The sequence below is a fragment of the Zeaxanthinibacter sp. PT1 genome, assembly GCF_028464225.1.
Lineage (GTDB): Bacteria > Bacteroidota > Bacteroidia > Flavobacteriales > Flavobacteriaceae > Zeaxanthinibacter.
Window position 1 is genome coordinate 335,197 of sequence record NZ_JAQPCN010000003.1, and the last position, 26,011, is coordinate 361,207.

General features: G+C 44.0%; 15 protein-coding genes and 2 tRNA genes. 8 read left to right on the forward strand and 9 right to left on the reverse strand.

Annotation, left to right across the window (positions count from 1 at the left end):
- Positions 1 to 2 precede the first annotated feature (2 nt).
- The 5 genes from PP178_RS10955 to thrA form a co-directional block, all read right to left on the reverse strand.
- Positions 3 to 917 (reverse strand): glutaminase, encoded by a 915-nt coding sequence (locus PP178_RS10955; RefSeq protein WP_272594383.1) that lies wholly within the window; start codon positions 915 to 917, stop codon positions 3 to 5.
- Positions 917 to 2,002, reverse strand: coding sequence for a glycine cleavage system aminomethyltransferase GcvT (gene gcvT / locus PP178_RS10960; protein WP_272594384.1), 1,086 nt, complete (start codon positions 2,000 to 2,002; stop codon positions 917 to 919). Before gcvT ends, PP178_RS10955 begins: the two co-directional genes overlap by 1 nt.
- Positions 2,003 to 2,093: 91 nt before the next feature.
- Positions 2,094 to 3,392, reverse strand: coding sequence for a threonine synthase (gene thrC, locus PP178_RS10965; protein ID WP_272594385.1), 1,299 nt, complete (start codon positions 3,390 to 3,392; stop codon positions 2,094 to 2,096).
- Positions 3,393 to 3,406: 14 nt separating this feature from the next.
- Positions 3,407 to 4,339: a homoserine kinase gene (locus PP178_RS10970; RefSeq protein ID WP_272594386.1), complete on the reverse strand. Its 933-nt coding sequence runs from the start codon at positions 4,337 to 4,339 to the stop codon at positions 3,407 to 3,409.
- 3 nt (positions 4,340 to 4,342) lie between these two features.
- Positions 4,343 to 6,787, reverse strand: coding sequence for a bifunctional aspartate kinase/homoserine dehydrogenase I (gene thrA, locus PP178_RS10975; protein ID WP_272594387.1), 2,445 nt, complete (start codon positions 6,785 to 6,787; stop codon positions 4,343 to 4,345).
- A 263-nt stretch (positions 6,788 to 7,050) separates the two neighbouring features.
- Here thrA and PP178_RS10980 point away from each other — a divergent pair, with 263 nt between their 5' ends.
- The gene (locus PP178_RS10980; RefSeq protein ID WP_272594388.1) at positions 7,051 to 8,589 is read left to right on the forward strand and encodes an NAD(P)H-hydrate dehydratase; all 1,539 of its coding nucleotides are present in this window, start codon (positions 7,051 to 7,053) and stop codon (positions 8,587 to 8,589) included.
- 4 nt (positions 8,590 to 8,593) lie between these two features.
- On the opposite strand, the gene PP178_RS10985 is transcribed toward PP178_RS10980, so the two are convergent.
- The gene (locus PP178_RS10985) at positions 8,594 to 8,995 is read right to left on the reverse strand and encodes an STAS/SEC14 domain-containing protein (RefSeq protein WP_272594430.1); all 402 of its coding nucleotides are present in this window, start codon (positions 8,993 to 8,995) and stop codon (positions 8,594 to 8,596) included.
- Positions 8,996 to 9,181: 186 nt separating this feature from the next.
- Positions 9,182 to 11,728: an ATP-dependent Clp protease ATP-binding subunit gene (locus tag PP178_RS10990; protein ID WP_272594389.1), complete on the reverse strand. Its 2,547-nt coding sequence runs from the start codon at positions 11,726 to 11,728 to the stop codon at positions 9,182 to 9,184.
- Positions 11,729 to 11,988: 260 nt separating this feature from the next.
- On the opposite strand from PP178_RS10990, the gene gyrA reads away from it, so the two are divergent.
- Together gyrA and PP178_RS11000 are read left to right on the forward strand one after the other, a co-directional pair.
- A complete protein-coding gene (gene gyrA / locus PP178_RS10995) occupies positions 11,989 to 14,532 on the forward strand; it encodes a DNA gyrase subunit A (RefSeq protein WP_272594390.1) in 2,544 nt (847 codons plus the stop codon).
- Between the two features lie 41 nt (positions 14,533 to 14,573).
- On the forward strand, positions 14,574 to 15,836 hold the full coding sequence (locus PP178_RS11000) for a tetratricopeptide repeat protein (RefSeq protein ID WP_272594391.1): 1,263 nt from the start codon (positions 14,574 to 14,576) through the stop codon (positions 15,834 to 15,836).
- A 51-nt stretch (positions 15,837 to 15,887) separates the two neighbouring features.
- Here PP178_RS11000 and PP178_RS11005 read toward each other — a convergent pair whose 3' ends face one another.
- Positions 15,888 to 16,640 carry a C40 family peptidase gene (locus PP178_RS11005; RefSeq protein ID WP_272594392.1) on the reverse strand — a complete coding sequence of 251 codons (753 nt, stop codon included), beginning with the start codon at positions 16,638 to 16,640 and terminating at the stop codon, positions 15,888 to 15,890.
- A 20-nt stretch (positions 16,641 to 16,660) separates the two neighbouring features.
- Positions 16,661 to 17,836: an acetyl-CoA C-acyltransferase gene (locus PP178_RS11010; protein WP_272594393.1), complete on the reverse strand. Its 1,176-nt coding sequence runs from the start codon at positions 17,834 to 17,836 to the stop codon at positions 16,661 to 16,663.
- Between the two features lie 208 nt (positions 17,837 to 18,044).
- On the opposite strand from PP178_RS11010, the gene PP178_RS11015 reads away from it, so the two are divergent.
- The 5 genes from PP178_RS11015 to PP178_RS11035 all read left to right on the forward strand — a co-directional run bounded on the left by PP178_RS11015 (position 18,045) and on the right by PP178_RS11035 (position 26,005).
- A complete protein-coding gene (locus tag PP178_RS11015; RefSeq protein ID WP_272594394.1) occupies positions 18,045 to 20,093 on the forward strand; it encodes an HD family phosphohydrolase in 2,049 nt (682 codons plus the stop codon).
- 145 nt (positions 20,094 to 20,238) lie between these two features.
- Positions 20,239 to 20,322: transfer RNA gene (locus PP178_RS11020), tRNA-Ser, on the forward strand.
- Between the two features lie 48 nt (positions 20,323 to 20,370).
- Positions 20,371 to 20,448: transfer RNA gene (locus PP178_RS11025), tRNA-Pro, on the forward strand.
- A 1,011-nt stretch (positions 20,449 to 21,459) separates the two neighbouring features.
- Positions 21,460 to 24,210 (forward strand): PAS domain S-box protein, encoded by a 2,751-nt coding sequence (locus PP178_RS11030; protein WP_272594395.1) that lies wholly within the window; start codon positions 21,460 to 21,462, stop codon positions 24,208 to 24,210.
- Positions 24,211 to 24,874: 664 nt separating this feature from the next.
- The gene (locus PP178_RS11035) at positions 24,875 to 26,005 is read left to right on the forward strand and encodes a glycerate kinase (protein ID WP_272594396.1); all 1,131 of its coding nucleotides are present in this window, start codon (positions 24,875 to 24,877) and stop codon (positions 26,003 to 26,005) included.
- The last annotated feature ends 6 nt before the right edge of the window (positions 26,006 to 26,011 follow it).

Sequence of the window (26,011 nt, forward strand, 5' to 3'; positions counted from 1 at the left end):
TCTCAGAATATACTTAATCCGGTATTGGTGGTCAGTTTTTTAAGTGCGATCATCCCCAGTTTCGAATTTCCTTTTTCATTTAATCCCGGAGACCAGGTGGCTACGCAGAACTCGTTAGGCAGAAGGGCCACGATTCCACCACCTACGCCACTTTTACCCGGAAGTCCTATTTCAAAGGCAAATTCTCCTGCTTCGTCATAGAAGCCGCAGGTAAGCATAATTGCATTCATTCGCTTTACCTGGGGTATGGTCAGGTATTGATTCCCTCTAAGGCATTTCCCCAGGTTCATCAGGGGATAGAAGGCGTGAGACAACTGCCGGCAAGACATTTCTATGGCACAAAGATCAAAATACAGATCTAATACCTCACCCACTGTATTATGCAGGTTATCAAAGGATTTAATCAGGTTGGCAGCCGCGTAGTTCCTGAACCCGGTAGCCTTTTCAGATCGAGCTACATCCAGGTTGTAATTGATCGTAGGGTCGTTAGCGATCTCCCGGATATATTGAAGGATCTCTTCCCTGGGATCATCCAATTCTGAGATAAGGACATCGCATATGACAATGGCCCCTGCGTTGATCAGTGGGTTTCGTGGGATACCATTCTCATTTTCTAAAAGGGACAGGTCGTTAAAGGGATCCCCGGAGGGCTCCACATCAACCCGCTCCCAAAGCTTTTCTCCCTTAATGGCAAAGGCCATGGCCAGGCTGAGAACTTTAGAAATACTCTGTATAGAGAATCGCTCCTCCCCGCTACCCGTAATATAAGTTTTGCCGTATTGATCCACCAGTGACATACCGAACTTATCAATGGGTACTTTGGCCAATTCCGGGATATAAGTGGCAACAGCCCCCTTATCTTCTATTTCCGTGACCTTGTTATTGATATGTTCAATTACTTTCTGGAAATCAATCATCAGGGCTTAAAGAATGGTAGTTTTACAATAGTGACAGGAAGGTTGTTCTTCCTGATTTTAATCTGCAATTCACTTCCCGGTTTGGAGTGTTCTACGGGAACATAACCCAGGCCAATTCCTTTACCCAGTGAGGGTGACATGGTCCCGGAAGTAACCTTCCCGATCACTGTTCCCTCCTGGTCCAGTAATTCATACCCCTGTCTTGGAATACCTCGCTCCTGTAATTCGAATGCCACTAGTTTTCGACTGATACCGTTCTCTTTCTGTTCCTTTAGCGCTTCACTGTTTACGAAGTCCTTAGTGAATTTAGTGATCCATCCCAATCCTGCCTCCAGGGGAGAAGTAGTATCATCAATATCATTGCCATAGAGGCAGTAACCCATTTCCAGCCTCAGGGTATCTCTTGCGGCAAGGCCGATAGGTTTTATACCGTAGTCTGCCCCGGCCTCTAGTACTTTTTCCCATACCTGTTCGGCCTCTTCGTTCTTGCAGTATATTTCAAAACCACCAGAACCGGTATAGCCTGTAGCGGAGATGATCACGTGGTCTACACCAGCAAAATCAGCAACTTCAAAGTTGTAGAAAGGAATAGCAGAGAGGTCGACAGAGCTCAGGCTTTGCATGGCATCCACAGCCTTGGGTCCCTGTATAGCCAGCAGGGAGTAATTATCGGATATATCTCGCATCTCTGCGCCGATCTCCTTGTTGTATTTGCCGATATGATCCCAGTCTTTCTGGATATTAGAGGCGTTGACTACCAGGAGGTAGGTTTCCTCTTTTACCCGGTAAATGATCAGGTCATCCACGATTCCGCCTGTTTCATTGGGCATGCAGCTGTACTGTGCTTTACCGATGGTTAGTTTAGCGGCGTCATTACTACTGATCTTTTGTATCAGCTCTAATGCTTTTGGCCCCTCGACCAGGAACTCACCCATGTGCGAAACATCAAAAACCCCAACAGCGTTGCGAACAGTTTCGTGTTCTGCGTTTACCCCTTCATAAGAAACAGGCATGGAATAACCTGCAAATGGGACCATTTTTGCGCCAAGGGCTTCGTGTTTTGTATGTAAAGCGGTACTCTTCATCTTTATCCGTTTTTTTACAGCGCAAATGTATTGAAAATATAACGGAAGCTGATGAAGGTGACGGTGGCTTTTTTAATGGGATACGCCTGTGTTAATTAGCAGATAACAGGTAGGATCGTAATTCTTCGTATGTTTTTAGCGGTATAGATGTTTTGTCTTTATCCAACACGGCCTTGATCTGCTCCGGCACTTCTAATGTAGTGTTCAGGGTTTTCTCTACCACCTTTCGGAATTTAATGGGATGGGCTGTTTCCAAGAAGATACCATAGCAATCCGGTTGGGATGCTTGGAACTTCTTTAGTCCGAGATAGCCTACGGCTCCGTGAGGATCGGCAATATATCCGGTGCGCTTATAGAGGTCTGCCATGGCTTTTTTCGTCATGGAATCCGAAAAAGAATAAGAGGAAAACATACCGGCCAGGTTCTGGAGTTGATCCTTGTAAAGATGAAGGATTCGGACAAAATTGCTTGGGTCTCCAACGTCCATAGCATTAGAGATGGTGGGGGAGGAGGGTTTGGGAAGGTACTTCCCCGATTTCATGAATTTAGGAACCGTGTCATTGATATTTGTAGCTGCTACAAAGTGGGAGACCGGCAGACCCAGCCGCTGGGCTACCATTCCCGCACATATATTCCCGAAGTTCCCGCTCGGTACTGCAAAGACAAGCGGCTTACTTTTGTCCGGCATCATTTTATAGGCCAGGAAATAATAGATCATCTGTGGAAGCCATCGTGCTACATTGATAGAGTTGGCAGAGGTTAGCTGTACCCGGCCTTCGAGCTCATCATCGAGAAACGCCGATTTCACCATGGCTTGACAATCGTCAAAAGTGCCATTCACTTCTAAGGCGGTAATATTTTTGCCCAATGTAGTCAATTGCCTTTCCTGTATATCACTGACTTTACCACTGGGATACAGTATGACTACTTTTACCCCTTCAACTCCTAGGAAACCATTAGCCACGGCACCCCCTGTATCCCCGGAAGTAGCAACCAGTACGGTAACCTCCTTGTCACTGTCTTTGGAAAAGTAGCCCAGGCAATGTGCCATGAAGCGTGCCCCCACATCTTTAAAAGCCATGGTGGGGCCATGATATAGTTCCAGTGAGGCTACACCATTTTCTATGGGGACTAACGGAAAATCAAAGTCGAGCGTTAACTCCAGGATTTCCCTCAGTTTCTCCTCCGGAATTTCCGGGTGAACAAACTGCCGCATCGCTCTGAAGGCAATTTCAACGTCGGTCAGGATATTAATATCTTTGAAAAAACTGGATGGTAATGGGCGGATATGCTCAGGAAAATACAACCCCCGATCGGGAGCAATCCCACGGATCACCGCTTCTTTGAAATTTACGTCAATACTATTCCTCTCCAGGCTGTAATAATTCATACTTTCTGATCTTCTTAAGATTGGGTTTGGGCTACCCGAACCCCGGTCTTCCCTATTTCGGATACATGAAGGTCGTAAACAATTCCCAATTTATCGTAAACGGCTTTCATGGCATCGGCTACTTCCCTGGCCTTCTCTATACTTCGGCTCAGTGCATATACCGAAGGTCCCGAACCGGAAATTCCACAACCCAGAGCTCCTGCCTGCAGGGAACTCTTTTTTAAGGCATCAAACCCGGGTATCAGAATTGATCTTATGGGTTCAACAATATGATCTTCCAGGGATCGTCCTATAAGACTATAGTCATCGGTATAAAGCCCGGCGATCAACCCACCAAGGTTTCCCCATTGTTTTATTCCGTCTTCCAGTGAAATGGTAGTTTTCAGTATTTTTCGAGAATCGGACGTTTTGATTTCGATCTGGGGGTGGATAACGGTCGCAACCAGTTCGCCGGGAGAGGTGATATGGATGATATCCAGGGGGTTGTAGCTTCTTATCAGGGTGAATCCGCCATAGAGGGCCGAGGCTACATTATCGGCATGTGCAACGCCGCTGGCCAAGCGTTCACCTTCCATGGCAAATTGGACCAATTCCTTTTTTGTGAAAGGCTGGCCCAGGAGTTCGTTCATCGCCCATACTGCCCCTGCAGAACTGGCTGCACTGCTGCCAATACCACTACCTGCTTTAATCTTCTTATCAATACATATACTGAAGCCACCGTGGTAATCTGCTTTCTGAAGTAAGGCCATGCCTGCTACCCCGGCTACATTCCTATGGGCTTCCAGGGGTAAGTCTTGACCGGTCACTTCCAGGATATTAATTCCTTTCTCTTCCTGTTTTTTAATGGTCATCAGGTCACCTACGCTTTCAAGAGCAAGACCTAATACGTCAAAACCACAGGAGATATTGGCAATTGTTGCCGGGCAGAATACTTTGATCGAGTTCATGGATTAAAAATTACCAATTCTGATGATATCTGCAAAAATTCCGGAAGCGGTTACCGCAGCCCCGGCCCCGGCCCCTTTTATGATCAGGGGTTGCTCTGGGTACCTCTCGGTAAAGAACAAGACGATATTATCACTCCCTTCAAGATTGTAAAAGTCGTGGCCCCGGGGTATCTTGTGTAAGCCTACACTGGCCTTGCCATCGGCGAATTCAGCCACGTATTTCAATTTACAATCTTCGTCAGCTGCATCCCGGTATAACTCCTGGAAAGAAGCTTCATTTGATTTCAAGGTATCAAAAAATGCTTCATTATCAGTTGTTTTTAAACTTTCTTCCGGTAAGAATGATTTATTTTCAATACTGTTGATATCCAGCTGGTAGCCGCTTTCCCTGGCCAGGATCAGGATTTTCCGCATGACATCAATACCGCTGAGATCAATTTTCGGATCCGGTTCTGTATAGCCTTCTTCCTGGGCCTGTTTCACCACCTCGTAAAAGGTAGTATCTGCATTAAAATTATTCCATACAAAATTGAGGCTGCCCGATAGTACTGCCTGTATCTTATGCACCCGGTCCCCCGAGGCAATCAGGTGTTTCAGTGTATCCAGAATCGGTAACCCTGCTCCAACATTGGTCTCAAAAAGGAAGGGGGCATTGTATTCCCTTGCCAGTTGTTTGAGCTTCAGGTAATTTTCGTAATCGGACGAACAAGCGATTTTATTGCAGGTGACAACAGAGATACTCTGCCTAAGGAATGATTCGTACATGGAAGCGACATCTTCACTTGCTGTATTATCGACAAAGATGCTGTTGCGGTAATTCAACTTCCGGATTTGTTCCAGGAATTGTTCTGCATTTGCTGCTTGCCCGTCGGCGAGTACTTGCTCCCATTCTGAAAGGGAAATACCATTTTCATCAAAGGCCATGGTCCTGCTATTGGAAATACCGATTACCCGGATATTGAGCTTCAGGTTATCTTTTAGGTATTTCTTTTGTTGCTGAACCTGGTTCAGGAATTTAGATCCCACGTTTCCCACGCCCATCACGAACAAGTTTAATTGTTTAACCTGTTCTTCGAAAAAGGCCTCATGTAAAGTGTTCAGCGCTTTCTTTACATCCTCCTGCACGATTACCGCAGAAATGTTTCGTTCAGAAGCACCCTGGGCAATAGCACGGATATTTACGTTATTCTTTCCAAGAGCACTGAACATCTTACCGCTTAAGCCCTGGTGACTTTTCATATTATCGCCAACTAGGGCAATAATGGCCAGGCCTTGCTCCGCAAGAACCGGTTTAATCTTCCTGTTTTCGATCTCATAGGCAAATGCTTCGTTCAATACCGTCACTGCCAGCTCAACATCGTGATCGGCGATTCCCACGCAGATAGAATGTTCAGAGGAGGCCTGGGTGATCATTACCACACTGATCTCTGCCAGGGAGAGAACTTCAAAGAAACGTTTAGAGATTCCGGGAATTCCGATCATTCCCGGTCCTTCCAGGCTTACCAGGGCAATGTTACCAATATTGCTAATTCCTCTTACGGTTTTTCCCTTGCCGTTTTTAGACCGAGTTACCAAAGTGCCGGGAGCATCTGGCTGGAAAGTGTTTTTGATTCGGATCGGTATATCTTTTGAAAGGACTGGCTGTATCGTAGGAGGATAAAGAACCTTAGCCCCAAAATGTGAAAGCTCCATGGCTTCCTCGTAAGAAATATGTTCTATGGCTTTGGCTTGCTTTACCAATTTGGGATTTGCGGTATACATCCCGCTCACATCGGTCCAGATCTCTAATTCTTCAGCTTCCGTCGCTGCAGCGATCACCGCAGCCGTATAGTCAGAACCTCCCCTTCCAAGGGTGGTAACATTGCCATTGACAGAAGATGCTATAAATCCGGGCAAGACATGGATCTTACTGGTCGAAGTTTCAAAATAGTCATGGATTTTAGGGTTGGTCAGATCAAAGCGCACCACAGCTTTTCCGAAAATCTCGTTGGTAATGATCAGTTCCCTGCTGTCCTTAAAAGTAGCGTCCAGGCCTTCTGAACTGAAGAATTGGCTAATGATAAAGGAAGAGAGCAACTCCCCGTAGCTGACTATTTTATCCAGTAGGCGAGGTGTAGTTTCCCCTATGAGGAATGCGCCTTCTACCAGCGTTTCTAATACGTTCAGCTCGCTTTTTACCTTGCTTAGAACCGCGCTTTGCTGATCGACGGGCAATAATTCCCGTATACAGGCTAAATGCCTATTCTCTATTTCCTTCAGGATGTCTTTATAGCCCGGGTCCTGTTCTGAGGCCAAAGAGGCCATTTTTAACAGGAGATCGGTGATACCACCCATAGCAGATACTACAACTACAACACCTGGCTCATTAAGGTCGCCTACTATAGACCTTACACGTTTTATTTCTTGGGAACTGGCGACAGAAGTACCGCCAAATTTTAATATTTTCATGTTCAATGGAAATTAGATTGCTTATACGATGGCAAATGAAATACAGGGACGAAAGTGAAATAATATATTACCCCCAAGGGGTTGTAGTGTTGCCGGTAAGCATGGTGAAGCCTTTACGCGGATGCGCATATGAAATCAGGGAAGATTGATTGTGATTCATCTTGGCTGTACTTAGATACCAAATGTAGTATTTTTGAGAGGCTTAGCAAATGCCGGCTGCTATTTTTGCCAAGTCGGCAACAAAGATTAATATTTATTAAAGAATGAAGATTTATACCGCCCAGCAGATCTATGATGCTGATAAATTCACAATAGAGAAACAACAAATCAGCAGCAGTATGCTGATGGAGCGTGCTGCAACAGAGTTATTTAACTGGATTCACGAACGATTACAGGGGGCACCTGTCCTCATCCATGTATTCTGTGGTATTGGGAATAATGGGGGAGACGGCCTGGTGCTTGCCAGGCACCTGCAGGATCATGGTTATCACCTAAAGGTATATATCGTGGATTACAGTGAAAATCGTTCTGAAGATTTCCTGCTTAACCTGGAACGCCTCAAGGAACGGAAGGTATGGCCAGGCGTCATTGAAGAGGGAAGTGCGCTTCCCGTGATCGGTGATGAGGATATAGTGGTCGACGCCATCTTTGGATTGGGTCTAAGCAGGTCACCGGCAGATTGGGTATTACAATTATTTGCCTATTTGAATGAGTCCAAGGCCTTTAAAGTAGCGGTAGATATTCCATCCGGCTTATATACAGATAGGGCCACCCAGGATCACCAAGCCATCATGGCCGATTTTGTGCTGACCTTCCAGGCCCCAAAACTCATCTTCTTCTTACCGAGCACAGGGAGGTTTATCCGAAATTGGGCGGCCCTGGATATAGGGCTGGATAAGGAGTATCTCTCTTCAAAGGAAACGGATTATGAATTCGTTGTCCAGGAAGAATTACGGCCCAAGTACAAAACCAGGGAAAGGTTTTCCCATAAAGGAACTTTTGGACATTCGCTTATCATTGGAGGAAGCTATGGTAAAATAGGGGCGGTACATTTATCTGCTCGTGCCTGTCTCCATTCCGGCAGCGGGCTGGTCACAGCTTATGTGCCTTCTTGTGGTTATATCCCTTTACAGACTAGCATCCCGGAGATCATGTTGCTTACCGATACCGCTGAAAATCAGATCGAAAACCTCGAGTTTGATTTGATACCAACCGTCATCGGGATGGGTATGGGAATGGGAACATCCAAAGTGACAGCCCGGGCCTTCTCAAAATTCCTCGATGATGCCAATGTCTCGTTGGTATTAGACGCCGACGCTCTGAACCTACTGTCCGCAGAAAAAGAATTATTAAAGAATATACCGCCAAAAACCGTACTGACACCGCATCCCGGGGAGCTGGAACGGTTGATCGGCTCATGGAATGACGATTTTGAGAAATTGCAGAAAGCGCATGCTTTTTCAACCGAATACGATTGTGTTCTCGTGATCAAAGGCAACCATACCATGACTATCTACCGGGAGAAGGGCTATATAAACTCTACCGGTAACCCCGGTATGGCCACAGGAGGCAGTGGGGATGTACTAACCGGTGTGATTACGGCTTTGATCGCACAAGGGTATGACGCATTAAATGCAGCGCTATTGGGAGTGTTCTTGCATGGCAGGGCAGGGGATATAGCAGCAACTGAACTAGGTTTTGAAGCTTTGTCTGCTACATCGATCATTGAGCGTATGGGGACAGCCTTCCGATCATTGACCAGTGAAGCCGGGAATACAGGAGGGGAGAAGGGTAGAAAATAAGGAACTATTTAATCCTTACTCTTCTTCTTACCCATTTTAAAGCGTTGTTGTAGTCTATGAAGAACTTCATAGCGTTCTTGTAGAACATTTTTTCGATCTTAAAGTTGTGCATATCCATCTCTTTAACAGAAACTACTGCAAATGCCTTAAGATTACTCAGTTCCCTGAGGTATTGATAGATTGTTGGATCTATGGCATAGGAGTTTCTCCGGAGACTGATATAACCGAAATTCTTTTCCCTGAAGTGAATTTCAGAGATTCCTATGACCTGGTAGGCCCTTTCTAGTGTAACGGTAGCTCCTTCATTAAAGATTGCTACCATGTAATTATCGTAGACCTGGACTATACCTATGTCCAAGTGATATTCCTTTACGATAATGGTCTTTTTCGCCGGTCCGACCTTCATGTGTAGTATGCTTATAGTGTTCAGGACGAAAGTACCCAGTGAAGGATGCATTGGAAAAAATAAACGACCAATTACATAAATATCGTTCAAGTGGTTAAACGTCCTACAAGGAATAATGGCCTCTAGAACTAGCCACAAAAAAAAGGGAGCTGTAATCAGCTCCCTTTTTATCTTTATTCTGAAGGCTTATGCCTTAGAAGATTTCTCCTCTTTTCTTATATCTATGGATAATTTATCTTCTTTTTCTACGTAATCCATGTATATACTATCTCCTTCCTGGAGTTTGGAATTGACAATCTCCTCGGCCAGAGTGTCCTCTATATACTTCTGGATCGCTCTTTTCAGCGGCCTGGCTCCGTATTGTTTATCAAATCCTTTATCAGCTATATAATCCTTGGCTTTATCCGTAAGGTTCAGGTGGTATCCTATATCTGCTATCCTCGAATAGAGCTTTCTCAGTTCAATGTCGATGATCTGGTGGATATGCTCACGATCCAGGGGATTAAAGACAACCACATCGTCTATACGGTTCAGGAATTCAGGGGCAAAGGCTTTCTTCAGGGCATTTTCGATCACACTTTTCTGGTGAGAGTCGGCCTGTGCCTGTTTGGCTGCTGTACCAAAACCAACGCCTTGGCCAAAATCTTTCAGCTGTCTTGCACCTATGTTAGAGGTCATGATGATTATGGTATTCCGGAAATCGATCTTTCTTCCCAAACTATCGGTAAGGTAACCGTCATCCAGGACCTGCAACAACATATTAAAGACATCCGGGTGTGCTTTTTCCACCTCGTCCAGCAAGACTACAGAATAAGGTTTTCTCCTGACTTTCTCGGTCAGTTGTCCCCCTTCTTCATATCCTACGTAACCGGGAGGTGCACCTACTAAACGCGATATGGCAAATTTTTCCATGTATTCGCTCATATCTATTCGGATCAGGGCATCTTCGGAGTCGAATAATTCTTTGGCCAATACTTTAGCCAATTGTGTTTTTCCAACACCGGTTTGACCCAGGAAAATAAATGATCCAATAGGTTTATTAGGATCTTTTAAGCCCGCACGATTTCTTTGAATAGCCTTAGCTACTTTGGATACGGCTTCATCCTGCCCGATCACGTTTCCTTTGATCAGTTTAGGAAGTTCGGCCAGTTTGTTGCTCTCTGTCTGTGCAATCTTATTGACCGGGATGCCGCTCATCATAGATACCACGTCTGCGACATTATCCTCGCTAACGGTTTCCCGGTGCAATTTGCTGTCCTCTTCCCATTTCTCCTGGGCAATGGCCAATTCTTTTTCGAGGCGCTTCTCATCGTCACGCAACTTGGCTGCTTCTTCGTATCGTTGTTTTTTAACAACGCTATTCTTTAATTCTCGTACGTCGTCCAGTTGTTTCTCCAGTTCAAGGATTTGTTTTGGAACATCCATATTAACAATATGAACCCTTGATCCCGATTCATCCAGGGCATCGATAGCCTTATCCGGGAGAAAACGATCCGTCATATACCTGTTGGTCAATTTAACACAGGCGATTAAAGCTTCGTCCGTATAATTAACGTTATGGTGTTCTTCATATTTACCTTTAATATTCTTAAGGATCTCTATGGTTTCTTCTACTGTTGTAGGTTCTACCATAACTTTTTGGAACCTTCTTTCAAGAGCTCCGTCCTTTTCAATATACTGCCTGTATTCATCCAGGGTGGTGGCACCAATACATTGGATCTCACCCCTGGCGAGAGCCGGTTTAAACATATTGGATGCATCCAGGCTGCCTGTCGCTCCGCCTGCACCTACAATGGTGTGTATCTCGTCGATAAACAGGATGACATCGTCATTCTTTTCCAGCTCGTTCATCACTGCCTTCATCCTTTCTTCAAATTGTCCACGGTACTTGGTACCGGCTACAAGTGAAGCCAAGTCCAGGGTGACTACCCTTTTATTGTAAAGGATTCGAGAAACCTTTTTGTTGATAATTCTGAGAGCAAGGCCTTCGGCGATGGCACTCTTACCTACACCGGGTTCCCCGATAAGCAGGGGATTGTTCTTTTTACGACGGCTGAGGATCTGGGAGACCCTTTCTATTTCTTTTTCACGACCAACAACCGGGTCCAGTTTGTTTTCTTCCGCTAATTGGGTCAGGTCTCTTCCAAAATTATCCAGTACAGGAGTTTTAGATTTTTTGCTGCCTTTTTGGGCAGAAGCAGAACCAAAATTGCTCTCTTTTCCTTCAGACGGTTCGTCAGAATCGCTGGGGAACTCGGAAGTTGGAGATTCCAGGTAATCGTCGTCGCTTGTGATCATAGATTTAAATTGGTCTTTTACTCCATCGTAATCCACTTTGAGCTTATGAAGCAATTTAGTGGTAGGGTCGTTTTCATTGCGCAGTATACACAGTAGCAGGTGTGCAGTATTGATTGATGAGCTCTGGAAAAGTTTAGCTTCCAGGAATGTCGTCTTCAGGGCGCGTTCTGCCTGTCTTGTCAGGTGAAGATTCTTTTTGTCCTTATGAGCGGTACCGGCATTAGGATTTGCCGGGCTCAGGATCTCCACTTTTCGTCTCAGATGATCGAGATCTACATCCAGGGCATCTAAAATACTGATCGCTTTACCGTTTCCATCTCGTAAAAGTCCAAGCATAAGGTGTTCAGTCCCAATAAAATCGTGACCTAGCCTTAAAGCTTCTTCTTTGCTGTAAGCAATTACATCCTTTACCCGGGGTGAAAAATTATCATCCATACGCTTTCCTTATCTTCATTAAAATTAGTGAATCTTACTATAAGAACGTCAAATACCGTACCTATATTCGATAAACTATGTCTAAATGACGAAAATTTCAAAGATTTACAAAATAATTAACATCAGATTTATTAACTAAAACCAGGGGGTTTTCTGTTGATAAACAATGCAAAAAACTCCATATTCTATGCACTCTACCTAATGTTTTTACGTATATTGGCGTGCTATTTTTAATACAATTAATGCAATAAGAATTTTTTATGGCAGAGGGAGAAAAACTGATTCCTATTAACATTGAAGATGAGATGAAATCTGCCTACATTGATTATTCAATGTCGGTCATTGTGTCACGAGCCCTGCCAGATGTCAGGGACGGTCTCAAACCCGTCCACAGGCGGGTGCTATTTGGAATGCATGAATTAGGTGTTCGTTCAAACACCGCCCATAAAAAGTCGGCCCGTATCGTCGGGGAAGTGCTGGGTAAATATCACCCGCACGGGGATACTTCGGTATATGATACCATGGTAAGGATGGCCCAGGAATGGAGTCTTCGTTACATGCTTATCGACGGCCAGGGTAACTTTGGTTCTGTAGATGGCGACAGTCCTGCAGCCATGCGTTACACGGAAGCCAGGATGCGGAAGATCGCGGACGAGATGCTGGCGGATATCGATAAAGATACCGTAGACCACCAACTCAACTTTGACGATACGCTCTTAGAGCCAACCGTATTACCGACCAAGGTACCGAACCTATTGGTTAACGGTGCTTCCGGGATCGCCGTGGGTATGGCGACAAATATGCCTCCTCACAACTTAGCGGAAGTCGTTGACGGAACGGTAGCCTATATCGAAAATAACGATATAGAGATCGACGAGATCATACAGCACATTAAAGCACCGGATTTCCCTACTGGGGGGATCATTTACGGTTATGACGGAGTTAAAGAAGCTTTCCATACCGGGAAGGGACGGGTTGTAATGCGTGCACGTGCTAATATTGAAGAGGTTCAGGGTAAGGAGAGCATCATTGTTACCGAAATACCTTACCAGGTAAATAAGGCCGATATGATCAAGAAAACGGCCGACCTGATCAACGATAAGAAAATTGAAGGGATCTCTACCATCCGGGACGAATCTGACCGGAACGGTATGCGTATCGTATACGTGTTAAAGAGAGATGCTATTCCTAACATTGTTCTCAATACCCTTTATAAGTATACGGCCCTGCAGTCGTCTTTCAGTGTAAACAATATTGCACTGGTCAATGGAAGGCCTAAGTTGTTGAATGTTAAAGAAATAATTCACCATTTCGTAGAGCATCGTCATGAAGTAGTGGTACGTCGTACTAAGTACGAATTGAAAAAGGCAGAAGACAGGGCTCATATCCTGGAAGGGCTGATCATTGCTTCTGATAATATAGACGAGGTGATCGCAATCATCAGGGGGTCCTCTAATGCCGATGAGGCCAGGGAGAACCTGATGGAGCGATTTAAGCTTACCGAGGTTCAGGCCAAGGCTATCGTAGAAATGCGATTACGCCAGCTTACTGGACTGGAACAGGACAAGCTGAGGTCTGAGTATGATGAGATCATCAAGACTATTGCAGACCTGAAAGACATCCTGGAAAAGAAAGACAGGAGAATGCAGATCATCAAGGATGAACTCCTGGAGATCAAAGATAAATACGGGGATCTTCGTCGATCAGAGATCAACTTATCCGGTGGAGACCTCAGTATAGAGGATATGATCCCTGATGAGCAGGTAGTGATCACTATTTCCCATGCGGGTTATATTAAAAGAACACCGCTCACTGCATACAGGACTCAGAACAGGGGAGGAGTAGGCCAGAAGGCATCCTCTACCCGTAACGAAGACTTCCTGGAGCACTTGTTTGTCAGTACCAATCACCAATACATGCTCTTCTTTACCCAGAACGGGAAGTGTTTCTGGATGCGGGTTTACGAAATCCCTGAAGGAAGCAGGACGTCTAAAGGACGAGCGATACAGAACCTGATCAACATAGAACAGGACGACAAGGTTAAGGCCTTTATCTGTGTCCGCGATCTCAAGGACGAGGAGTATGTGAACAATCATTTTGTGATCATGGCCACCAAGAAAGGTTCGGTGAAGAAAACTCCATTAGAACAGTATTCAAGGCCACGACAAAATGGCATCATTGCGATCAGTATTCGCGAAGGCGATGAATTACTGGAAGCAAAATTAACCACAGGAACCAGCCAGATATTCCTTGGACTGAAGTCAGGTAAGGCTATTCGATTTGAAGAGAGCAAGACCAGGCCAATGGGAAGAGGTGCATCCGGGGTGCGGGGTATTACCCTTTCCAATGATGACGATGAAGTGATCGGAATGGTGGCTGTTAATAACTTTGAAGAAGAGATACTCGTTGTCTCCGAGAATGGATACGGTAAACGATCCAGTATAGAAGATTACAGGATCACCAATCGTGGTGGAAAAGGGGTGAAGACCATTTCCATTACCGATAAGACCGGGGAACTGGTCGCGATCAAAAACGTTTCTGACCTGGACGACCTGATGATCATCAACAAATCCGGGATCGCCATACGAATGAGTGTAGACGAATTGAGAACCATGGGTAGAGCAACCCAGGGTGTCCGTCTGATCAAAATGAGGGATGACGACTCGATCGCTGCAGTAGCGAAGGTGATGAAAGACGAGGATGATCTTGACGAAGCCGGAATCATGGATATTGAGGTTGAACCAGAGAATGGCACGGCTCTTGATAAAAGTGATGAGGAATCCACTGAAACAAAAGAGGATTAAATACTAAGAAGAATAAACACTAAACAGAAATTAGATTAATCATGAAGACGAAAATGTTACTTATATCGGCTATGACCTTTACTATAGTCGGTTTTTCACAAAAATCCGAAGTTAGGGATGCTGAAAAAGCCCTGGATGACGGTAATGCCATGGAAGCTAAGGCTAGCCTAGAAGCTGCTGCAGGAATGATGGGCGACATGGACGAGAAGTTACAGGCTCAATATTATTATGTTCGCGGGATGGTGTATGCCGATCTTGCTAAAAAAGGAGATGACAGCGCTTTTGAAGAAGCAGTTTCTTCATTTAAAAATGTGCTGAGCGTAGAGGAGAAATCCGGAAAGGATAAATACTCCGAAGATGCAAAACAGGCAATGGGCAATATGACTGCAGACTTAGTAAATTCTGCAGTAGAGGATAACAAAGCCGAGAATTTTGAAGATGCAGCATCTAAACTTTATATGAGCTACAAGTTGAGTCCTGCAGATACGGTATACCTGTACTACGCAGCGAGTAGTGCTGTTAACGGAGGCCTTTACGAGAAAGCTCTGGGGTATTACAAAGAACTTAAGGACCTTGAATACGATGGAAGTGCTACGGTTTATAAGGCTACAAACGTTGAGACCGGTGAAGTAGAGGAGATGGAGAAATTGCAGCGCGACCTGATGGTGAAATCCGGTTCTTATAAAGATCCTATAGAAGAAAAAACTCCTTCTAAGAAAGCTGAGATCGTTAAGAATATGGCGCTTATCTATACCCAGTTAGGCCAGGATGATAAAGCTCTTGAAGCCTACGAAGTAGCCCGTGCGGAGTATCCGGACGATGTGAACCTGATTCTTAATGAAGCTAACCTGTACTACAAGTTAGGTGATAAAGAGAAGTTTAAGGAACTGATGTCAGAGGCCTCAGATATGGCACCTGATAACCCGGATTTGCAGTACAACATCGGGGTCATTAACATGGAGCAGGGAAATCTTGAAGCTGCACGTGAAGCTTATAAGAAGGCATTAGAGATCAATCCTAATTATATCAACGCACAGTTGAACCTTTCTACCAGCTATGTGAATGAAGGGAACAGCCTTATCGATGATATGAACAGTCTTGGGAATTCTAAGGCGGACATCGCAAAATACGAGGAACTGAAGGAAAAGAAAGATAGTCTTTTCCGTGAAGGAGCCACTATTCTTGAAGATGCCCTTAAGAATAACCCTGATAACCAAAGTATTCTTACACAGCTTAAGAACATCTACGGTGCTTTGGGAGATAATGAAAACTTCATGAGGGTAAAGAAACTCTTAGGTGAGTAGTCACTCTTAAAATGATAAAAAAAGACCCCTATGATTTTCATAGGGGTTTTTTTATGCAATCTTTTTTATGACTCTGAGAGGATGGGAATACCTGCCCTGTTCTGCATTGAATATGCCGGTGTGGTCTATCCGGTCTATCCGCACTTTACCGTGGGCGTGTATAATGTAATTATCTCTCATGATAATCCCCACATGATCTATGATCCCTTCATTGTTGTCAAAAAAGGCGAGATCACCCTCTTCGCTCTCTTCAATGAAACTTAAAGCTTCCCCTTGTTTGGCCTGCCCTGCTGCATCGCGTAAGAGGTTGTAGCCATTAATCTTATAGACCATTTGGGTAAGGCCGGCGCTGTCAATCCCGAAAGGTGTTTTACCTCCGGAAACAAAAGGCGCATTCAAGTACATGAGGGCCGTATCTACAAGCTGGGACTTTCCCCGGGTGCCATTGGCGTAAGAACCTTCAAATTGTTGGCCGATAAGGTGAAGGTGACCTACAGAAGAACCCAAGAGAAGGGGGATAAGAGAATGGTTTTCAGCACTTGCGTAAGACACCAGGTCTGATGCATAGTGATTCTTTTCTCCCCTTTCTATCTCGGTATATTCTTCTTCGGAAATCTCCTGGTACTGGGTATTGGATATCCAGCCTTCGGTCCGGTCATATGCCACACGTATCCTGCTCCAGAACTTGCGTTTCTCAAGGATCCGGAAATGCTCCCCATATAATAGCTGGGTGCACATTTCAGCAGCGTCCTCGGCCTGGTTGCGTACAGGCACAACACTGAGATGGGCAATACCGTAAGGCATAATTTATAAAGTGAATGAGTTTAAATTCGTTCTAATACTATCGCGGATGCTCCACCGCCACCATTGCAAATGGCTGCAGCTCCTAATTTAGCATTATTCTGATTTAATACGCCTAATAAGGTGACGATAATCCGGGCTCCGGAACATCCAAGGGGGTGTCCAAGGGAGACCGCACCTCCGTTAACGTTTACCTTATCATTATCCAAACCAAGTAATTTCATGTTGGCCAATCCTACCACGGCAAACGCTTCATTAAACTCGAAGAAATCTACTTCATCCTGCTTTACCCCGGCTTTTGCCAGAGCTTTAGGAAGGGCTTTAGAAGGAGCGGTTGTGAACCATTTTGGTTCCTGTGCAGCATCGGCAAAGCCCCTGATTTTGGCCAGTGGAGTTAATCCAAGCTCCTTAGCTTTTTCAGCACTCATCAATACCAGGGCGGCAGCACCATCGTTAATGGTTGATGCATTGGCTGCGGTGACCGTTCCGTCTTTACTGAATGCCGGACGCAGTTGTGGTATCTTTTCCATTTTCACATTCTTGTACTCTTCATCCTCTGAAAAGATCACAGGTTCACCACGGCGCTGAGGTACTTCTACGGGAACTACTTCATCCTTGAATTTACCCGACTTCCATGCTTCGGCCGAACGATTATATGATTGTATGGCGTAGGCGTCCTGGTCTTCACGGCTGAAGTTATGCTCAACAGCACAAGCATCGGCACAAACACCCATAGCTTGTTGTTCGTATACGTCTACGAGTCCGTCTTTCTGCATCCCGTCTTCCAGGGTGGCCGGTCCAAATTTCTGTCCGTTTCGCATATGAACGTAATGGGGAATCTGGCTCATATTTTCCATTCCACCCGCAACCACGATTGAAGTATCTCCAAGGGCTATGGACTGAGCTGCCTGCATCACTGTTTTCATCCCGGATGCACATACTTTATTAACCGTGGTACAAGGTACAGTGTCTGGTATCCCGGCATAGATGGCCGCCTGTCTTGCAGGAGCCTGGCCATTCCCTGCCTGTACAACATTGCCCATTAGAACTTCTTCAACCATACTTGGTTCAAGACCGATCTTATCCAGGGCCCCTTTTATGGCGATTGCACCAAGCCGGGTGGCCGGAACAGTGGATAATGAGCCCATAAAACTTCCTATGGGTGTGCGGACTGCGGATACTATAACTACCTCTTTCATTTTTGGATTTTTGAATTAATGTTCAAGGCTGTCGCTAATCGGATGCCATTTTTTGAGGCATCCGGCACAGGCTAAAGAGCCGGTAGAAATGACAGCTATCTTTCTGTGGCGAAAATAAGAAATTATGGAGCAATGTTGAGGGATATCGATTCAAAAGGTATTTGTTCATTTTATTATTTTCTATTTTTACGACTAGATAGCAGGCCTTATGGGAAATACCTTGGACACGATTTACAAAAAACAGTCCCACATCTATAAATACTTTCTGTACCTGGTTACCCTGTGTCTGATAGTTTTTTTCTTCCCAAAAGGAGGGCAGTTTAAATACGAATTTCAAAAAGGCAAACCGTGGCAATACGATAACCTCTATGCTCCTTTCGATTTTTCTATTAAGAAATCGGAAGATGAGATCAGTGCAGAGCGAAATGCCATTGCTGCAAAACAGGCAGATTATTACGATTATAATGAACGTATAGTTGAAAAGGTCAGGAAGGCTTATCGGTCTAATATTGGCTCGTCTTTTCCGGCAGATCGCTATTCTGAAAGGGAGGTAGCAATGCTGGACTCTGTTGGGAGCTCCATACTTAATAAAATTTATTCCAGGGGGATTTTAAAAAATGATGGTAATACCGGTAAAAGCGGGAGTATTTACCTGATCCGCGGAAATGAGGCCAGCCAAATTGAAAGATCCCAGCTCTATCGTATGAGCCAGGTTGATGAGGTCGTAGACAGTGTGCTGGAAGCAAAGGGGCTGGAGCAGCTTCAGAAACCTTTTCAACAGCTTTTCTTTGACATCCTGGAGCCCAATGTTGTTCATGACCCGGAACTCTCTAACAAGGAATTGCAAGCCGAACTCGCTAAGATCTCCTATACCCGGGGTACCGTGGATGAAGGAAAGCTCATCATCGCCAAAGGGGAGGTGGTAGAGGCTGAAAACCTCAACATACTGCAGTCTCTGAAAGACGAGTATGAATCCGAGCTGTGGACGGAGAACAATTATTATATCATCCTGTTCGGGTATTTTATCCTGGTGGCCCTGGTCTTGATGATGTTGTTGTTGTTCATCAAAAAGTACAGGCCGGATATTTACGACAATAATAAGAGGGTCACCTTTATTTTCTTTAATATCCTGGTGATGGTATTTATTACCACCCTGGTGGTCAAGTACGATGAGACCTACGTATTTGTGGTGCCACTCTGTATTTTACCCCTGATCCTCAAAACCTTTTTTGATGCCCGACTAGGGTTGTTTGTACATGTACTGACGGTACTGATCCTGGGGTTTGTAGTGCCCAATAGTTTTGAGTATATCTTCCTGCAGATCATCGCGGGTATCGTGACCATATTAACCGTCTCTGAGCTGTATAAGCGCGCTAACCTGTTTATCTCGGTGGGGCAGATCACTCTGATCTATATTATTGGATATTTTGCCTTCCATGTGATACAGGAGGGAACCATAGAGACCATATACTGGTACACTTTTGCTTACTTCCTGCTTAATGGTATGATCACCTTGTTTGCACAACCGTTGATCTATGTGTATGAAAAGATATTTGGCATGGTTTCGGATGTTTCCTTACTCGAATTGTCTGATACCAATGCCAGGTTACTGAAAGAGCTTTCTAACAAGGCACCGGGAACATTTCATCACTCTTTGCAGGTAGCCAACCTGGCAGAGGCAGCGGCCAACGAGATTGGAGCCAATGCTATGCTGGTAAGGGTAGGGGCCTTGTACCACGACATCGGTAAGATGAACAACCCCACTTATTTTACGGAAAACCAGGTGACCAATGTTAACCCGCATAACGACCTGCCTCCAAAAGAAAGTGCTAGGATCATCATCAACCATGTGATAGAGGGAATAGAAATAGCCAGGAGGAACAAGGTGCCGGACCGGGTGATCGATTTTATCAGGACGCATCACGGTACAACCCTGGTATTTTATTTTTATAAGAAGCAGCAGGAGAAGGAGGATTTCGTGGAGGATGAGGATTTCAGGTACCCCGGGCCCATACCTTTCTCTAAGGAAACGGCGATACTGATGATGGCCGATTCTGTGGAAGCCGCTTCAAAAAGTCTGAAGAACCCATCTTACCGGGTTATCGATGAATTTGTAGATAAGATCATCAATGGGCAGATGCAGGCTAACCAGTTCCTGAACGCCAATATCACTTTCAAGGAAATTGAAACCGTTAAGAAAGTTCTGAAACAGAAGTTGACCAATATTTATCACCTCAGGGTAGAGTATCCTGAGTAACAGATTTTTGTGAATTTAGGGGCAAAAAAATTACAAAAAAGTTGTTTCCCTAGATATGAAGAATTACATTTGCAGCCGCTTTGACAGTTAGAGATACTCAATTGCAGGGCGGATATTTTACCAGCGTTCATTTGCTTAAAATATTGGAGAGGTGCCGGAGTGGTAACGGAGCAGATTGCTAATCTGTCGACGCGCAAGTGTCGCCTGGGTTCGAGTCCCAGTCTCTCCGCAATAAGTTGAGGATACCACCGGGAATGATTCCTCTAAGACAACACCTCGGGGTGTAGCGTAGCCCGGTTATCGCGCCTGCTTTGGGAGCAGGAGGTCGCAGGTTCGAATCCTGCCACCCCGACCAATAAAAGCCAGACATTCTTGTCTGGCTTTTTTGTTTTCAAGCAATGAGCAAAGCTTGCTTTCATAAGTTGCGTAAAACAAAAAATGACAAAGCGAAGCTTTGTGGCTATTGTTGAGCAACAACCCATAATAGGATCACACCGGAGGTGTAATCCTGGTGGTTCGAGGTTTGAGGATTGAGGTTCGAGTGAAAAGATGTCCCTCAGAGTTTGAGGTTCGCTTCGATTATTTAAGAGTGCATCACTCTCATATCTATACATGCACCATCTGAATAGTTGATCAAATTCTTTAAGCGGAGTACAGCTAATCTCTGGGGGCTTTAAAACCCCGCCCCACTCATAAATTAAAATGTCTCACTGCAATAAACATGCACTGATCGATTTTTCTTGTTTAAGCATGCATCTGCTGGTTTATTGCAGTGATGCGGTATACCTTAAGAACGGGGAGGGGTCTAAGATACCCCTTTCCAATAACCCATATTTGTAATGCAAGATTCCTCGTAATTCTAATTATTAAATGGTGTAGATTTCTACCAACTCGTTGAGGTAAACGTGGTAGTTCGAAGTTTTAGGTTCAAGCAAGAATGTGATTTCCATCGGTTATTTAAGACAGCATTACTTCCAGATTAAGACATGCACTATCTGTATTGCTACTCTAATCTAGTAAGACGCCTGCAGATAGTCACTGTGGACTCATAACCCCGCCTCGGGATTTTGTAACACGCCCCTGACGGAAGCTTGCATTACAACAAAAAATGATTATGTGATAAAGACGCGATTCTTAAAATCCATAAGCGTTTCTACAACCTCTATGTATATGTATACATCTGTATTTACATATTTAAAGTACAGCTTTAGTCTCTCTCAAATGGTGGAAAATTTCATACAGTTATAATTTCAGGAAAATTCGCTCTATATCAAGGTCATAGGAAATATTCATAAATGTTATTTACGAATTATTACTGCAATTATCATAGAAATTCTTATTACCTTAAACAATCTTGACCTACAGGATGAAAAGTGAAATAGAACTAGAAAGGGATGAACTTATCTATAATTTGCCTGTAGCAATTTATGGATGCGATTCTCAGGGATATATCGAGTTTTATAATAAAGCTGCTGCCACTTTATGGGGTAAACAACCGGTATTGGGAAAAGATCGATGGTGTGGGGCTTTAAAAATATTGGATCTGAGTGGTAACCCTATTGATGCAGAATCTTCCGCTATGGCGATTGCTGTAAAAGAAGAGCGGATAGATAATTCCGTCGTACTCATCGAAAATCACAAAGGGCTAAGGCGATACGTCATTCCCAATCCACAATTGCGATATTCACAGCAAGGTAAGATTTTAGGAGCTGTGAACACTTTAATTGATATCACTACACAGTTTGAGGAACGTAAGAAAATTGCTGAAAATGCCAAGCAATTTACTACTCTTGCGAACAGTATTCCCAACTTAGCTTGGATGGCACATCCTGATGGGTCAATTTACTGGTATAATCAGTACTGGTATGATTATACCGGGACTACTCATGAAGAGATGGCCGGATGTGGATGGAAGTCTGTTCATGATCCTGAACACTTACCCGCGGTAATAGAAAATTGGGAAAGGTCGATTGAGCTTGGAGAGCCTTTTGAAATGATTTTCCCTATAAAAGGGGCCAACCAGAAATTCCGAACCTTTCTCACTTGCGTATTCCCGGTTCGTGATGAATATGGAAAGGTTTTACATTGGTTCGGATCAATTACGGATATCAACGAGCAGAAGAAATACTCTGAAGTCTTAGAGGCAATATTGTTGAAGAGCGAAAGTCAGAAGGAGGATATCCTCCAGTTCGCTCCGGATGCAGTTGTTTCTATCAATTCCCTGGGCCGGATAATAAGCTGGAACCCTGAGGCAGAAAACATATTTGGATGGAAGGAGAAAGAAGTAATGGGTAAAACCCTGACAGAAACCATCATTCCTGATCGCTATGCCCAACGGCATAATACTGGAATGGCTAATTATTTAGAATCCGGTCAAGGACAGGTTCTCAATAAACTGGTAGAAGTATCAGCGGTAAAAAAAAGCGGTGAAGAAATTCCAATAGAATTAAAGATATCAGTCACAGAAAGAGATGGGGGTGAAATATTTATTGGTTTTATTCGAGATATAAGTCAGAGGAGTAAGACGGAAGAGATTATAAGGAACAAATCCAATCAGCTTATTGAAGCACAAAAATTAGCACATATTGGTAGTTGGGAATGGGATGTAAGTACGAATAAAGTGGATTGGTCCGATGAACTCTACAGGATATACGGTTTAGTGCCCCAAGAAATTGAAATAGACTATAATTCTTTTTTAGAGCGAATCCATCCTGACGACAGGGACAACGTAAATGGAATTGTAGAAAAGGCGTTTAAAGATCTTCAACCATTCGCTTTCCACCACAGGGTGATTCACTCCGATGGAAGTATACGGATCCTCAGTGCTACCGGTAAAGTATTCACAGATTCTAAAGGAAGAACAGTTAAAATGACCGGAACCGGTCAGGATGTAACCGAACAAAAAAGAAAGGAAGCCGAGTTATTAGAGAGCGAAGAACGCTTTTATAAAATTTTTGATCACAACCCGGTACCTTTATCCCTTGCAGAATTAAAGACCAATAAGATCACCTACGTAAATAATTTGTTTTGCTCTTTATTCGGCTATTCTAAAGAAGAAATTATTGGACAAAATGTCAATGAAATATTGTTTGATAGCGCTGAATATGAAAGAGTTGTAGCCTATATCTTTAGCCATTTGGACGAAATACGTAAGCTAGAAGAAATTAAGGCGTTAACGGTAAATGAGACGGAAAAGTTATTACTGCGACTGAAGGAAACTGATGCCATGAATGATTTTGAAGTGAAATATACCAGGAAAGATGGCACCAATTTCCCTGCAATTATTTCGTTCGAAGTTATACATATCAATTCCAAACGTTTTACCGTGACGTCATATATGGATATCACGGAAAGGAAAAAGGCTGAAGAGATTCTTAGGAAGAACAATGAAGAGCTAGAGCATATGAATAAAGAACTGGAGTCTTTTAATTATATAGCTAGTCATGACCTTCAGGAACCCTTGAGGAAAATCCAGTTATATGCGGACAGGATTATTGAATTAGAATATAACCGGCTCTCCGAAAAAGGCAGGGACCAATTTAATCGAATGCATAATGCAGCCAGGAAAATGCAAGATCTCATCCGTGATTTATTATCGTATTCACGAGTGAACTTCAATGAGGACGACCGAGAGTATATCAACTTAAATGATATCGTAGAGGATATAATACAGGAATTCAGCGAAACCATCACTGAAAAGGATGCTATTATTGAAGTCGGAGACCTTGGTAAATTGAAAATATTTCAATACCAATTTCGTCAACTTGTACACAACCTGATCGGGAATGCATTAAAATTTTCAAAATCCGGAATTCGCCCCCGGTTACGGATTAAAAGTGAATTTGACACCGGTAAAGGATTGGAAAAGGTCGAATTAGAGCCGAAAACAACATACTGTCACATTACATTCCGGGATGAGGGAATTGGATTTGCTGAAGAATATAGTGATAGGGTATTTGGGGTGTTCCAAAGGCTACATGGCAAAAATAAATATCCGGGTTCCGGGGTGGGGTTAACGATTGTCAAGAAAATTGTGGACAATCACAATGGTCATATTTCAGTGCAAAGTAAAGTTGAAGTAGGATCTACTTTTCACATCTATATCCCAGTGAACTGATTGTTTTTAATTTGTGATCAGCTTCTTGCTTGAGAGCGAGGGAAGGATATAATCATTTTTACGGTTAAGAGGAGTCCACTATTTTTATTCACATCCCATAAAATTTTACAAGAACATAAGTATTAGTTTACGAACCATATTTACAATACATAGGTCAACTCACCATAAATTTCGTTCTGCACTTGAGCACGCTTGCTATTATGATCTTCGGATTTGCCATTTACTCTTCTTAATATTTGACTGTCATGGCAGCAAGGTCGGATAAATAGCGGATATAAAACACCGCCTGGGGCAGCATTAACCCTGCCCCACTTTCAAATTAAAGTGTCCTACTGCAATAAACACGCAATAATTGTATTTTCTTTTTTAAACATGTCTCTGCTGGTTTTTTGCAGTGAAGCGGTATACCTTAAGAACGGGGAGGGGTCTAAGAATACCCCCTGCTACATCCTAAATCAGAATTATCAGATGGTATCATCTTGAGGTGAGGAATACAATAAATATGTTGAAATGACCCGGAGACATCTTCCTTGTTCACAATCAGATAGGTGCGCCTGAGGAGGTCTAGCTATACCACCGGCATGGAGGAAAGACAAGTGGTTAGAACTTCGACTTAATGTATAATTCTGTATCATTGTTAAGTCATGTCTATAAATTGCCGCCCATGAAATTCGTAATAGCACCGGATAAATACAAGGGCTCCCTGACCGCATTCCAGATCTGTGATGCGGTGGAAAAGGGAATCCGACTCGTATTTGAAGATGCAGAGGTAGTGAAGCTTCCTCTCGCAGATGGGGGAGATGGCACCATTGAGGTCGTCAAACATTACTTAAAAGGTGACAAGGTATTTATTACCGTCAAGGATCCGTTTGGCAGGCCAGTAAAGGCGTCTTACCTGTACTCCACAGAATCTAAAACGGCTTTTATAGAGATGGCAGAAGCCTCCGGGCTGAAATTGCTGGAGGAAAGTGAGAAGGATTGCCTTCAAACTACGACTATAGGTACAGGAGAACTTCTCGTGGATGCCATGGATAAAGGGGCGAACAAAATAATCCTTGGGATTGGTGGCAGTGCGACCAACGATGGTGGGATGGGCATGGCTACGGCCCTGGGATACCGATTCCTGGATATGAATGACCGGGAACTCGCCCCGATCGGGATCAATCTGGACCGTGTGTTTAGAATTGATACTTCTTCCGTTGATTCCAGGTTTAAATCGGTGTCGATCAAGGTGGCTTGTGATGTCAGTAATGACTTTTATGGACCACATGGGGCAGCTCATGTCTATGCCGCTCAGAAAGGGGCCTCTGAAGAAGAGATCGAGTTGTTAGACAAGGGTCTCCGCAATTTTGCTTCAGTGCTTAAAACAAGTTTCGATATCGATGTACAGGAAATATCAGGTTCCGGCGCAGCAGGAGGGGTAGGAGGAGCATCTTTGGTCTTCCTTGATGCCGAATTGGAGTCGGGTATAGGTCTGATCAAGGATTTGGCAGGATTTGATGAAAAACTCAGGGATGCAGACTGGATTATCACCGGGGAAGGTAAACTGGATGAACAGACCCTGGCGGGAAAGACAATCAGTGGTGTTATCACTTCAGCTAAAAAATTCGGTATTCCTGTCGCGGCATTTTGTGGGGCACTTAATATCAGCATTGAAAATCAGAAGTCCATAGGACTTTCCTACGCCGTAGCTATTTTACAGGAAACAGGGAACCTGGAGCATGCCCTGTTAGCCAGTAATAAAAATCTTGTGCAGTCTGTTTACAACTGGGCAAATGTACTTCGAAACAAATAAGGGGAT